Source organism: Flavobacterium cryoconiti (genome assembly GCF_048158645.1).
In the GTDB taxonomy this organism is placed as follows: Bacteria; Bacteroidota; Bacteroidia; order Flavobacteriales; family Flavobacteriaceae; genus Flavobacterium; species Flavobacterium cryoconiti.
Genome location: NZ_JBLNKW010000001.1, coordinates 166,577 through 180,979 on the forward strand (window position 1 = coordinate 166,577; position 14,403 = coordinate 180,979).

Below are 14,403 nucleotides of genomic sequence, written 5' to 3' on the forward strand. Positions count from 1 at the left end.
AATTGATTCTCAGAATATAAATTAAAGACTTGCTTTAACAAAAATTCTTTTTAACACCCCATTTTTTTCAATTCCTTGAACAATTAAATCAAACTGCTTATTTGTTTTATGAAAAACATTACAATGAATTAATTTGATATGCCCAAGGTACAATTCATCTTTAAAAACTTTTACAGCTTTTTTATCATATAAATTATTTGGTTCTAATTCATATCTTAAAACATCTCCAACAGCAACCTTGTCTGAAGGTATTTGACTTTCCAATAAATTAGTTATTTCAGTAACAAAAGATAAATTTTCTACAGGGTTAAAATGAGCCAAAAACTCAAAATTATCTGTTGGTAATAGCCCTTGAGTGAAAGCCAACATGTAATATTTATCTTCTTTCTTACTTAAATCGATATTCCAAAAATCATAAAAATCCTTTAAATCAGACCTCTCACTACGCATTAGTCGTTGACCAAAAATTTCAATTACATTTTCGGTATAAATTTTATCTGTATCAGGAAAACCTTCATAATGAACAAAACCTAACTTCTTAGCTTCTTCAACACCTTCTTGATTATATTGAAAGCGGATTCCTTCTGAGGCACTTTTTTTAATAGTACCAACAGAAATTCTTCTACTACCTTTACCTGGTCTCCAGATAAGTTGTATGTTTCCTATTGCTTTCATAAATATTGGGTTAATTTTTCAATGCGCAAAGTTACCAATTTAAACATCAATTGTTTTCTTGTTTCCGATAATTTAAAGTTAATTAAATCCTTCGGAACATTAATATCAATATTTTCAATTATCTCTTTTATTGCATCTGAGTTGTATTTCTCTTTAACTCTGCCTATAAAATTTTTCGTTTCGGTCGGATAGTAGTCCAACAACAATTCTACAAGTTCAAAATGCTTTCTTTTTTTAGCATGTCCTTCCCAATGGATTTCTGACTCACCTTTTCTTACGTATGCTTCAATCATTTGAGAATCTTCGAGCATTTTTAAAACTTTATCATCTAAATGCTCTCTTCCTAAACAACAACCACTATCATAAATTGGAGCAAATTTATGCGGAGCTAAATCTGCTTGTGCAATTAAATCTGATTTACTAAGTTTATTGTTTGTATTATGTTTTTGGACTAACATTTCCCCCAATAATCTATTAAAGTTATTTTTAATGTTACCAAAAAAACTAACTTCATTGCTTTTAACATCTCTTTCAATATTATCAAAAATTTCCTGATAATAAGCAATTGTCCCCCAATTTTCTTGATGTCTGTCAGAATTTCCAATTACACAATCAAAAACAATAATTTCAATAATATTATTAATATAGTTTCCTAAATAAAATTTATTCAAAGCATTACAAATAAATTGAAATGTATAATAAGTTTTATGCTGACTTGGAATGTATTTTGAATTAAAACCCGTTAAATAAGCAACTCCCTCGGTCAATTTATTTTTCGAGCTTAAAACCATCGACTTAGATATACATCCTATCTTTTGCTTGTGTTTGTTATCATAAGCAATATTATAATCTAACATTGGAAAACCTAAAAATTGTCCAATTTTAGAAGAAACAATCTCAGACCAAAATTCCATTGGGAATTTAATTTCTCCTGCAGGGGTTTCTTTTGATCCTTTAAAAAAATACTCTTCATTTGTTTCGGGGTGTAAAGCAATGTATTTACTTCGACTACCACCAGTACTGTAATGAACATTTTTATGCCAACCTGAAATATCTGTGAATGTTGCTTCTAAATTGGTCATTAATTGTTTTTTTTGTCTAATTTATAAAAAAACGCCTTATCTCAAAATAGGACAAGGCGCTTTTTATAAATTTATTTTAATCTAAAACTTACAAATCAAATTTTATTCCTTGTGCCAATGGCAAACTTGTGGTATAATTAATGGTATTCGTTTGTCTTCTCATGTATACTTTCCATGCATCAGAACCAGACTCACGTCCACCCCCTGTCTCTTTTTCTCCACCAAAAGCACCTCCAATTTCCGCTCCCGAAGTTCCTATGTTTACGTTTGCAATTCCACAATCAGAACCAGTAACGGATAAGAAAAGTTCCGCTTCGCGCAAATTGTTAGTCATAATGGCTGATGATAATCCTTGTGCTACTCCGTTTTGAATCGCAATAGCATTCTCAACAGTTCCGGAATATTTTAATAAGTATAATACCGGAGCAAAAGTTTCGTGTTGAACGATTTCAAAAGTATTGTCAGCTTCAGCAATTGCTGGTTTTACATAACAACCGCTTTCGTATCCTTCACCAGAAAGTACGCCACCTTCCACTAGGATTTTCCCACCTTCGGCAACTACTTTTTCTAATGCTTTGTTGTACATTTCCACAGCATGCTTGTCAATTACCGGACCAACATGGTTGTTTTCGTCTAATGGATTTCCGATGCGTAATTGTTTGTAAGCAGAAACAATGGCATCTTTTACTTTGTCATAAATACTTTCGTGAATGATTAAACGACGTGTTGAAGTACAACGTTGTCCAGCCGTTCCCACTGCCCCAAAAACAGACCCGATAACAGTCATTTTAATATCAGCATCCGGCGTTACGATTATCGCGTTGTTTCCGCCTAATTCCAATAATGATTTTCCAAGACGACCCGCAACTGCTTGTGCTACGATTTTCCCCATACGAGTAGAACCCGTTGCAGAAATCAATGGTACACGTCTATCATTAGTCATCATTTCCCCTACTTTGTAATCTCCGTTTATCAAGCAAGAAATTCCTTCTGGAAGATTGTTTTCTTTGATAACTTCGGCAATAATGTTTTGACAGGCAATTCCACAAAGTGGTGTTTTTTCTGAAGGTTTCCAAACGCAAACATCTCCACAAATCCAAGCCAGTGCTGTATTCCAAGCCCAAACCGCCACTGGAAAATTGAATGCTGAAATGATTCCAACAACGCCCATTGGGTGGTATTGCTCATACATTCTGTGTCCCGGACGTTCTGAGTGCATGGTTAATCCGTGCAATTGACGGGAAAGACCCACTGCAAAATCACAGATATCAATCATTTCCTGAACCTCTCCATATCCTTCCTGCAATGATTTCCCCATTTCATAGGAAACTAATTTACCTAAAGCTTCTTTGTTTTTTCGCAATTTATCTCCAAACTGACGCACTATTTCACCACGTTGTGGCGCTGGCATCAATTTAAATGTTTTAAAAGCTTCGGTAGCGGTTTGCATTACTTTTTCGTAATCGGCGGCAGTTGAAGTTTTTACTGATGCTATTAATTGACCATCAACTGGTGAATAACTCTCCAGAATTTCTCCATTTGAAAAATGGTTTATTCCTGTTGATGTTCCTTCATTTATGGCTTTTACACCCAATTGCGCCAATGCTTCTTTCATTCCGAATTGATCTGCTATTGTTATCATTGTAACTTTTTTAGTTAAAATTGTTATATTTTTTTGTAAAGATATTATTTAGAGTTGAATTTCAATCGAATTAATTTGTTAAAATCGAAGTAAAATTAAATCAATTTGATGAGTTGCAATTGATTTTGCAAAAAAAAGCGTCCAATACAAAAGAACCAACTAATTTTACAGACAGAAATTTAATTTATCTATACACATTTAAAACATGGTAATTTTTAAAAAAATCTGGATTTGTTTGGTTTTAATATCAGTAAGTGCATTTGCACAAAGGGGACAAAAAACAGTTTTCCAAGTTATACCTTTGGGAGTAAAAGGCGGTATTGACGAAAAAAATCTTTCAGCCTATTTACTGGCACCTTCAAACACTACTGATTTTATTTGTCTTGATGCGGGAACCATACATGCAGGAATTGAAAAAGCCATAGAGAATAAAGTTTTCAAAATACCATCGGAAGTTGTTTTGAAAAAATACATAAAAGGGTATTTAATATCCCATGCACATTTAGATCATGTTTCTGGTTTAATTATTAATTCACCTGCCGATTCTTCAAAGACCGTTTACGCAACCAATAGTTGCATGGAAATGATGAAGCAACATTATTTCAACGGGCAAACCTGGGCCAATTTTGGAGACGAAGGAAATGGTTATCTCATAAAAAAATACCATTTTCAAACATTAAATTCAAAAGAAGAAACTCGAATTAAAAATACAACAATGACAGTAAAAGCATTTCCGCTAAGTCATGTAAATCCTTTTGAAAGTACCGCTTTTTTAATTAAAAACGGAGAGGCTTATGCTTTGTATTTAGGTGATACGGGTTGTGATCCTATTGAAAAAAGCAATAAATTAAGTTTGCTATGGACTGATATTGCGCCGCTAATTAAAAACAAGCAATTAAAAGGTATTTTTATTGAGGTTTCGTTCCCAAACGAGCAACCTGACTCTCTTTTATTTGGGCATTTAACTCCTAATTATCTATTGAAAGAGCTTCATTCTATAAGTGAGCTTACAGGAAAAAATGCTTTGAAAGGTTTTAAAATTATCATTACCCATATGAAACCTCCTGTTGAAAATTACGCAAAAATTAAAACGCAGTTAAAAAAACAAAATGATTTAGATGTGCAATTTATTTTTCCCGAACAAGGTAAACGATTTGAACTGTAAGCTAAATTTTGTCTATACCCTTATATACTAGCCCTGGTAGTAGCGGCATCCTTTTGTGGCTTTCTTTAAGCCACAAAAGATAGAGCGGATGACGGGAATAGCTTCAAATGAAAAAACTATTTTTGGGCAACAAATCTTGGGTCGGTTTCCATAACGGTCCCACATTTTTCACAGGTTCTCAGTGCTTCTGAATTATAAAAATGCTCGAAATGGGGCAGAAAATCTTTTTCGATATTATGGAGTTCAAAATAGACTTCGTGTAATTTATGGTTGCAATTATCACAAAACCACAATAAACCATCCGTATATCCTTTTCCGGCGCGTTTTCTTTCAATCACTAATCCTATCGAACCCTCGGAACGAACCGGAGAATGTGGAACTTTGGCAGGATGAAGATACATATCGCCGGCATGAAGTTCCATTTCCTTGCGCTCTCCATCTTCCTGAATAATCACTTTTATGGAACCTTCGAGTTGGTAAAATAATTCTTCGGTTTCGTTATAATGATAGTCTTTTCGGGCGTTTGGTCCTGCAACAATCATCACGATATAATCACCGGATTCTCTGTATAAATTTCTATTGCCAACGGGCGGTTTCAGCAGATGACGGTTTTCGTCAATCCATTTATTAAGGTTGAAAGGTTTTGCTATTGCCATATTTATAAAGGTGCTAAGTTTCTAAGGTACTAAGATACTAAGATTTTGAATTATAGAACATAATAATTTTACTCAGTCCCTTAGATCCTTAGGGCCTCAGCAACTCAGCGCCTTACTTCTTTGATTAAATAAATATAAACTGGAAAATGATCGCTAAATCCGACCTCAGTGGCAGAATGCCGTAACGGATATCCTTTATACTGACCACTGGTTTGTATTAGAAACGATTTATTATAAATTCCTGCTTTCCAATACCGAAAAGAAGAGTAATCCTGTTTTAATAAGGATTGCGAAACCATGATTTGGTCAAAAATATCCCAGGCATCTCGATTTGCAATAGTTCCCATCCCGTTTTTGGCCATTTCTTCGAATGGATTATAAATTCCGAGTGGTGGAACTTCTGTCTTTTTTGCTTTTGCACCAAGCGCAACTTTCACACTTTTATTATAAGGTCCGTCATTCAAATCACCCAATGTAATGACTTTCGCATTTGGATTTATTCTTTGGATGGAATCAATAATTTTTCTGTTTAAAATACCAGCAGCTTCCCTAAACGGGCTTGATTTTTTCTCTCCTCCGGAACGCGATGGCCAGTGATTGACAATTATGTTTATTTCTTCACCATCCAAAAATCCGGTAACCAAGAGTTGGTCTCTTGTATATACCCGATTATTTTGTGTGCTTACTTGCAAAATATCATCTGTTTTTTCGTCGGATTCTGTTTTTAAAGCAACTGTATTTTTTAGGTTATTTTTATAAACATACAGCGGAATATTGAGATAACTCGTGGGTTGGAATTGTTTTTTTTGATACAATAAAGCCACGTCAATTCCTCTTTTGTCCGGTGAATCGAAGTGAATAATACCGTAATTTTTGTTTATCAGTTTTGGCTGTTTGACTAAATCTTCCAGAACTCCTCTATTTTCAATTTCGGAACCGGCTATGAAAGTTGGTGCATCCGGATTTTCGGCAGAACCAATTTCAGACAAAACTCTAGCCAAATTTTCTAGTTTATGATAATACTTTCTTGATGTCCATCGTTGCGCACCAGTTGGCGTCCATTCATCATCATTCGTTTTAATATCATTTATCGTATCAAAAAGATTTTCGAAATTATAGAACGCAACGGTATGAATCACATAATTTTTTTGTTGAGCACTTGATTTTATTAATGGGGAAAACAAAAACAATACTAAAATCAGATGGGTAATTCTCATTCGTATACATAAATTTTTAGCCATAAATAGGAGTCGTAATGGTTACGTTTATTGTAAAAATAGTCATTTGAAGATGTAACTTAAAACTATTTTGTAATTGTCTATATTTGTTTTAGAAAAAGAAACGAATATGTATGCTTCACAATTCACTATAAATAGAAATTTTGTTTTATATAAATTCCTATTTCTTATTTTTGTTTTACAATCCTTCAATTCTCAAGCTAGCACACTAATGATTACACCACCTATTTTACAAAAAGGAGATACCATAGCCATATTGGCAACAGCTCGAAAAAACATTGACGACAACCTGAAACCCGCAATAGATTTATTACATAGCTGGGGACTGGAAGTTATTATTGGGAAAAGTATTGGCTTAGATGACAATCAACTGGCTGGTACTGATGAGCAACGTGCTGCAGATTTTCAGGAACAAATGGACAATCCAAATATCAAAGCAATCTGGTGTGTTCGTGGCGGTTATGGTACCGTGAGAATGATCGATTTATTGGATTTTACCAAATTTAAACAGCATCCAAAATGGATTATTGGTTTTAGTGATGTCACCGTTTTGCACAATCATTTGAATACTATGGGTTTTAAATCCATTCATGGTATTATGCCTATCAGTATTCCAAAAGCAACTCCTGAAGCTATTGAAAGTTTACGAATTGCCATGTTTGGTGAGCCATTGAAATATACTATAGAACCTTTTGGAATGAATCGATTTGGTGACGCTTCTGGTGAATTAGTAGGCGGGAATTTATCTATTTTATACAGTTTATTTGGTTCTCAATCAGCGATAGATTGCACGAATAAAATCTTGTTTATAGAAGACTTAGATGAGTATTTATATCACATTGATCGCATGATGATGAACTTAAAACGCAACGGTTGTTTAGAAAGTATTAAGGGAATTATTGTTGGTTCGATGTCAAAAATGAAAGACAATGACATTCCTTGGGGCAAAAACGCACTTGAAATCATAGAGGATGTTACTAAAAAGTACAATATTCCTGTTATTTATAATTTCCCTGCAGGACATATTCATGATAACCGAGCATTGATTTTAGGGAGTAAAGTCACTCTGCATTTGGACAAAAATTCCAGTAGCGTGATTTTTGAGTAAAAAAATGATTTTTGATTGCAGAAGTTTAAAACTGCGACTGAACCCTGATATTATTTTGCATGGCTGAACACAACGAACTGGGAAAACTTGGAGAAGAAATGGCGGTAGAATACCTGCAAAAAGACGGCTATACCATTCTGGAAACCAATTGGACTTTTCAAAAAGCCGAAATTGATATTCTTGCCCAAAAAGAAAATACACTTGCTGTTGTTGAAGTAAAAACCCGTTCGTCCCTAGAATTTGGTTTACCCCAAGATTTTGTAAAACCCAAAAAAATACAACTTTTGGTAAAGGCGGTAGATGCTTTCGTAAGTAAGAGTGATTTAGACGTAGAAGTCCGTTTTGATATTATTGCCATCCACAAAGAAGGCAAATCTTTTGTAATTGAACACCTTATAGATGCTTTTTATCATTTTTAACAAAAAAAATCAATGTTATATTTGTAACAAATTGTTTTTTATCTATCTTTGCAGAGATTTTTGACACTCTAACTAAGTAAAAACTACGTAAAAACACCTAACCAATTATGAAAACTGTTTCATCCATTGTAGAAAATTACATCAAAACAAAGCCTTTTCTATTAAATGCTTTATCTCTTGGAATCATTAATTTGACTTCCTTATCACGGAATATAATGACTGAATTAGAATCTGAATTTGGTAAAGAAGTAAAACAAGGTGCTGTAGTTATGTCTCTAAAAAGACTTACGGAAGAGTTGGATTTTAGATTAAATCATAAAATAAATAAAGTAATAAAAAACATTGGAGAGATTACAGTTCGCTCTGAACTAACCGATTATACTTTTGCAGCATCGGATACGGTTTTAAACAAACAAGCTGAATTAATCACTGATTTGAATGCTTTCCCAGATATTTTTTATACCTCGTCAAGAGGCGTAAATGAAACTAATATCGTGGTAAGTAATACAATAAACCATTTGGTAGACAAACATTTTGCCAACGAAAAATTGATTCAAAAACTGGATAATCTGGCTTCGATAACGGTAAAATTACCTAAAGAAAATATCGTAGTTCCAGGAATTTACTATTTCATTTTCCAACGTTTGGCTTGGGAAGGAATTATCATCAATGAAGTAATTTCGACTTCAAATGAGTTTACAATTTTAGTAAGTGAAAATGAAGTAGATGTCGCTTTTAAAGTAATTAAAGATTTAAAAAATTAATATTTCTTATTCTATATTTTAAAGCTTCCAGCCTTCAAAAAAGACTGGAAGCTTTTTTATTACAAATTTTATTTTCAAGTTAAACCCCAATCCATTCTTCATTATAGTAATACTACTTATCTATAAAGTTTTAGGAGTAAATTAAAAATCCTTTTTGGCTTAAAGAAATCGATGCGAATAATATTTTTATATATTTGCTAATTCATCAGGCAATTAAGAGGCTAGAATTGAGAGTCTCTTATTATAATACCAAAAAAATAAAGGGTACCCAAATTAATGTCAGAAACAAAAAACTATAGCGAACAATTATTGGTTAGTGAACTCAAAAATCACAACGAAAAAGCATTTCGTTCCCTTTTTGATTTCTATTACCAAGATATTTATGGCTATAGCATTAGTATTCTGAAGTCAAAAGAATTAGCCGAGGAAAATGTTCAAGAAGTATTTTTGAAAGTTTGGTTGCATCGAGAGAACTTGAATTTAGAGCAATCCTTTAAATCGTATTTATTCACCATTGCCAGAAATCAAGCCTTTAATTTTTTGAGTAAAGCCGCCAATGATGAACTTCTAAAAGAAGAGATTTTCTACAAAAGTCAAAAATCTCATGATCAGGGTGATTATTCCATTCGAGAAGCTGATTGCAAAAGACTAAAAAAACAAGCTATAAAACAACTGCCACCCAAACGCAAACTTATTTTTAAAATGTCGCGCAAACAAGGTAAAACCTACGAAGAAATCAGCCATGAATTAGGCATTTCTGTAAATACCGTAAAAAGCCAAATGAGCAAAGCACTGGAATCAATACGTCTTTTTTTTAAAGGCCATGATGGTATCTTATAAATCCATAAAAAATATTAAAAACTCAATCACTCTTTATGGGTGATTTTTTTTGGCTTTTTTTTTAAAAAAAATTTTATTTAAAAAAAATAAGAAACATCAGTAATAACAGGGGATTACGAGCCTTACGACTATTTATTTAAAATTATTTTATGTTAAATTTAAGAAATTTACAACGTTTGAGTAATACTCAACTCCAATTCAACTGTATTATATAGAACAGGATCAAAAAACCCAATTCGAAATGAATGAAAATTCAGAAATACAAAAATTACTTCATAAATTTATTTTAAACCAATGCAATTTGGAAGAAAGTAATGAAGTTGTTGACTATTACAGAAAAAATAAACTCACTGCTGATTTCCCAACAGTTGAAGACATAAAAATACTAGTAGACGAAATTCCAGAAATGAATGAAGCGACTGCAGATAAAATATTTTCTAAAATATTAAGTAGTGCAAAAGAAACGGAATCAACAGCAATTGAAACCAAAAAGTTTCCACTGTTCAAATACATTTCTGTTGCAGCATCAATTATTGTTTTGTTATCCATTGGATGGTCTTATCAACACGGTTTTTTCAAACAAAAAAATGATGCAATTATAAATAGCAATGAAATCACTTTGCAATTAGCAAACGGTGATATTCAAATTATTTCAGCCGGTAAGAAATCCCAAGTAACCGACTCCGAAGGAAATGTTGTAGCTAACCATAATGGAAATAAAATTGCCTACGATACCGAAACCCCTCTAGAAAAACTAGTTTACAATACCATTAAAATCCCATACGGAAAACGATTTGAATTGGAATTATCTGACGGAACAATTGTACATCTGAACTCAGGAACCACCCTTAAATATCCAGTACGATTTATTGCTGGTGAAAACAGACAGGTTTTTCTGGACGGAGAAGCTTTTTTTGATGTGACAAAAGATAAAAAACACCCTTTTATAGTGAATGCAGACAATTTGAACATTCGTGTTTTAGGAACTCATTTTAATGTTTCCAGCTATCCTGAAGATAATTTAACTGATGTAGTTTTAGTAGAAGGCTCTGTAGGTTTATATACTGCAAATGAGAAATTTGACGCTAATAAAAACACCATTCTTAAACCAGGATACAAAGGTAGTTTTAATAGAAAAGACAATCATATTGAAACAAAACCTGTTATTACTGATGTTTATACTTCATGGATGGAAGGGCGATTGACATTTAAAAATATGAGCTTTAACGACATAACCAAAAAACTGGAAAGACACTACAATGTTACTATTGTAAACCAAAACAAGAAATTGGCTAATGAGAAATTTTATGCCAGTTTTGGTGATGAACCAATAGAGAAAGTACTGAGTTACTTTAATGATGTTCACGGCATTAATTACACCATAAAAAACAATGAGATACTAATTAAATAACCCTTAAAAACCAATGAAAAATGACGAGTTAACTATTGAAGCATAAAAAAATCGGAAAGAGCTGCGAACAATTTCCGATTGAATAAGTGATTGAACCTAACTGATTAAATACAATCTATTTACAAAATTATGAAAAAAAAACCAAAGAATAGTGGGATACAATTCCCATTGTTCCAAAATAACCTAAAATTGAAACTAACTACACTCCTTCTTTTGGTGGCTATGTTTAATATTCGAGCTAATACTTATGCACAAAAAACAAAAGTAAGTTTAGAATTAAACAACACAACCGTGGAAACGGTTATTGAAACCATTGAGCAAAAAACAGATTTTCGATTTATTTATAAAATGAATGATATTGATTTAAATCGTATCATTTCTATCCGTGTAAAGGACCAAACAATTGATGTAGTTTTGGAGAAACTATTCAAAGGAACTGGTACGGATTTTAAAGTTAGGGATACTCAAATTATTTTGAAAAAACCTCTTATTGAAAAAACAGATGAGAAGTTTTATTTAAAAAAGACCATCAAAGGTAAAGTATCTGATGAAAATGGAATGCCACTTCCCGGTGCATCCATTATTGAAGAAAAAACAAAAAAAGGAGTTATTACTGATGCTAACGGAAATTTTGAAATAACCGTTGAAGACAGTGATGCCATGCTTCTGATATCATATATAGGATATAAACAAAGAAGAGTTTCTGCAAATCAAGACAATAGCATTATTCAACTTTTCCCAGAAACAACTTCTTTACAAGAAGTTGTATTAGTAGGTTATGGATCTTCTACCAGAAAAGATGTCACAGGTGCAGTTTCTTCAATCGCTGCAAAAGACATGAATCAAGGTGCAGTTGTGAATCCATTACAATTAATTTCCGGTAAAATGGCCGGGGTAAATATTACCCAAACAGGTAGTGAACCAGGTACGGCACCAAGTATAAGAATTCGTGGAATATCTTCTCTAATTGGTGGAAATGATCCTTTAGTTGTTGTGGATGGTGTTCAAGGAAATATGGATTTATTAAACCAAATTCCTCCAAGTGAAATCGCCTCGATGGACATATTAAAAGATGCTTCTGCAACTGCCGTTTATGGTTCTAGAGGTGCTGCAGGTGTAATTATTGTTAGTACCAAGAAAAATAAAGCTGGAAAAACATCTGTGGAATATTCTAGCTCAATGGCTGTCGATTATATACCTAGAAAACTAGACATGCTGAATGCTGACCAATGGTGGCAACAAGCGCAATTAGTTGGCGTTCCTGCCTCGGCTAATCATGGCTCAAATACGGATTGGTATGGTATTCTTACTAAAAGTGGCGCTACGCAAACCCATACGTTATCTTTTGGTGGAGGAACAGATAAATTTAGTTATAGAGCTTCGATAAGTGCTATTTTGCAAGATGGAGTTGTTATCAACACCAGTAATCAAAAATATATCGGTAGAATTCAAGCCACTCAATCGGCTATCGATGATAAATTAAAATTGACTTTCAATCTTAACAGTGGTATTACCAATGCAACTAATAGTATTGGAAGCATCGGAAGAGCAGCATTTACATCTAATTTAATTACAAATGCTTATGTAATGCGCCCTACGGATCCTGTTTATAATACTGATGGGAGTTATTTTACAGATCCAAATGTTTTTCAATACCTAAATCCTTATGCAGCAGCACAAACTGTTACCAATCAAGGACAATATGACAATTTATTTGGAAGCCTAAAAGCTGATTTAGATTTATACAAAGGCTTAACAGCAGGTTGGTTTGGAAGTTGGAGAAAAACGAATAGCACAAATGGATATTATCTTCCTGCCGAATCGACTAATGCGTATGCAATGGACCAAAAAGGATACGCTAACATTAGTAACAACAAACAAAATGAAAGATTAATGAATATTAGTCTTTCGTATAAAAAAGTATTTGGGGACCACAGCATCAACGCTTTGGCATTATACGAATGGCAAAACCAAACCTATCAGGGTAATTTTGCTCAGGCCAAAGGCTTTATCAATGACATTGCTACTTATAATGCGTTACAATTGGGTGATTTGTCCAAGGTACAACCAGGAGATATTAGCTCTTATAAAAACGACAGAACCTTAGTTTCGTTTTTAGGACGTGTAAATTACTCGTTTTTAAACCGATATTTATTTACGGCCAGTATCAGAAGAGATGGTTCTTCAGTATTTGGTGTAAATAATAAATGGGGAGATTTTCCATCAGCTTCGTTAGCTTGGCAAATAGACAAAGAGCCTTTTATGGCTAACCAAACTATTTTCAGCGAGTTAAAATTACGAGGAGGATATGGTGTTACAGGTAACCAACAAGGGTTGTATCCACAAAACTCTATTTCATTAGTGGGTGGATCTGGAGTAACTTATTTTGGAGGTCAACAAATTACCAATTTCAATGTGACTCAAAATGCTAATGCAGATTTACGTTGGGAAACAAAAAAACAAACCAACATCGGAGTAGATTTTGCTCTTTTAAATAACAGAATCAGAGGAACTGTCGATGTTTTTACAGCAACTACTGATAATCTTTTATTTGATTATACTGTTCCACAACCTCCATTTCCTTTCAATACAATAAAAGCAAACGTAGGAAGTCTATTAAATAAAGGACTGGAAGTTGCATTAGGCTATGATTTGATAAAAACAGAAAACACGACACTTACACTTGCCGGGAATGTATCTTTATTGAGAAACAAAGTATTAAACTTAAGCGGCAGTATCAACGGAGTTCCGTTAAATACTGATAATGTGTCTTGGGGACCAAGTTCATTTTTGATAGCTGGACAGCCTATTGGGACTTTCAACATCTTACATCATACCGGAAAAGACAATGCAAATTCTGAAACCGTACTTGATGTTGACAAAAATGGAATCATCGATCAAGGAAATACAAGCCCGGACCGTTTGATAAAAGGGTCTGCTTTACCAACTTATACGTATGCATTTAACCCCACTTTCCAATATAAAAATTTAGATGTCTCTATGTTATGGAGAGGATCAGGAGGAAACAAAATATATAATGGCCTGCGATCAAGCTTAAGTTATTTAGAAAATATCGGTAAAGCAAATATTCTGGACAGTGCCATTCCATTAGGATTATTCACTTCTAAATATGGTTCTGATTTATGGCTTGAAGATGGTTCTTTTCTACGATTAGAAAATGTAACTGTTGGCTACAATTTTCATTTTGAAAAGATCAAATATATTGAATCTGTTCGCCTTTCTCTTACCGGAAATAATTTACTGTTGATTACACCCTACTCAGGAATTGATCCCGAATTAAATATGAGTGGTAGTAATGGCTTTGGAGGCGATAATGGTATTTATCCCCGTACCCGAAGTTTTGCCTTTGGTTTGAATGTGAAATTTAAATAGTAAAAGAAAA

The 14,403-nt window shown here is 33.3% G+C and carries 12 protein-coding genes; 7 read left to right on the plus strand and 5 right to left on the minus strand.

Annotated elements, in window-relative coordinates; all coding sequences use genetic code 11:
- Window positions 1-21: 21 nt before the first annotated feature.
- The 3 genes from ACM55H_RS00695 to amaB all read right to left on the minus strand — a co-directional run bounded on the left by ACM55H_RS00695 (window position 22) and on the right by amaB (window position 3,399).
- On the minus strand, window positions 22-675 hold the full coding sequence (locus tag ACM55H_RS00695) for a hypothetical protein (protein ID WP_416834674.1): 654 nt from the start codon (window positions 673-675) through the stop codon (window positions 22-24).
- Entirely contained in the window at window positions 672-1,757 is a 1,086-nt protein-coding gene (locus ACM55H_RS00700) for a HipA domain-containing protein (protein ID WP_416834675.1), read from the minus strand. The genes ACM55H_RS00695 and ACM55H_RS00700 overlap by 4 nt, the downstream gene beginning before the upstream one ends.
- 88 nt (window positions 1,758-1,845) lie before the next feature.
- Entirely contained in the window at window positions 1,846-3,399 is a 1,554-nt protein-coding gene (gene amaB / locus ACM55H_RS00705) for an L-piperidine-6-carboxylate dehydrogenase (protein ID WP_416834676.1), read from the minus strand.
- Window positions 3,400-3,604: 205 nt separating this feature from the next.
- Between amaB and ACM55H_RS00710 the strand changes: the two genes are divergently transcribed.
- Window positions 3,605-4,564 carry an MBL fold metallo-hydrolase gene (locus ACM55H_RS00710; protein ID WP_416834677.1) on the plus strand — a complete coding sequence of 320 codons (960 nt, stop codon included), beginning with the start codon at window positions 3,605-3,607 and terminating at the stop codon, window positions 4,562-4,564.
- Window positions 4,565-4,680: 116 nt separating this feature from the next.
- Here ACM55H_RS00710 and ACM55H_RS00715 read toward each other — a convergent pair whose 3' ends face one another.
- On the minus strand, window positions 4,681-5,220 hold the full coding sequence (locus ACM55H_RS00715) for a 3-hydroxyanthranilate 3,4-dioxygenase (protein ID WP_039108466.1): 540 nt from the start codon (window positions 5,218-5,220) through the stop codon (window positions 4,681-4,683).
- Window positions 5,221-5,324: 104 nt separating this feature from the next.
- On the minus strand, window positions 5,325-6,437 hold the full coding sequence (locus ACM55H_RS00720) for an endonuclease/exonuclease/phosphatase family protein (RefSeq protein ID WP_416834678.1): 1,113 nt from the start codon (window positions 6,435-6,437) through the stop codon (window positions 5,325-5,327).
- A 232-nt stretch (window positions 6,438-6,669) separates the two neighbouring features.
- Here ACM55H_RS00720 and ACM55H_RS00725 point away from each other — a divergent pair, with 232 nt between their 5' ends.
- The 6 genes from ACM55H_RS00725 (at window position 6,670) to ACM55H_RS00750 (ending at window position 14,393) form a co-directional block, all read left to right on the plus strand.
- Window positions 6,670-7,566, plus strand: a complete 897-nt coding sequence (locus tag ACM55H_RS00725; protein ID WP_416835087.1) for a S66 peptidase family protein — start codon at window positions 6,670-6,672, stop codon at window positions 7,564-7,566.
- Between the two features lie 59 nt (window positions 7,567-7,625).
- Window positions 7,626-7,985 carry a YraN family protein gene (locus ACM55H_RS00730; protein WP_416834679.1) on the plus strand — a complete coding sequence of 120 codons (360 nt, stop codon included), beginning with the start codon at window positions 7,626-7,628 and terminating at the stop codon, window positions 7,983-7,985.
- 107 nt (window positions 7,986-8,092) lie between these two features.
- A complete protein-coding gene (locus ACM55H_RS00735) occupies window positions 8,093-8,749 on the plus strand; it encodes an aspartate kinase (protein WP_035669162.1) in 657 nt (218 codons plus the stop codon).
- Window positions 8,750-9,025: 276 nt separating this feature from the next.
- Window positions 9,026-9,589, plus strand: coding sequence for an RNA polymerase sigma factor (locus ACM55H_RS00740; RefSeq protein WP_416834680.1), 564 nt, complete (start codon window positions 9,026-9,028; stop codon window positions 9,587-9,589).
- Between the two features lie 241 nt (window positions 9,590-9,830).
- Window positions 9,831-11,000, plus strand: a complete 1,170-nt coding sequence (locus ACM55H_RS00745) for a FecR family protein (RefSeq protein WP_416834681.1) — start codon at window positions 9,831-9,833, stop codon at window positions 10,998-11,000.
- Between the two features lie 129 nt (window positions 11,001-11,129).
- Window positions 11,130-14,393 (plus strand): TonB-dependent receptor, encoded by a 3,264-nt coding sequence (locus tag ACM55H_RS00750; protein WP_416834682.1) that lies wholly within the window; start codon window positions 11,130-11,132, stop codon window positions 14,391-14,393.
- The last annotated feature ends 10 nt before the right edge of the window (window positions 14,394-14,403 follow it).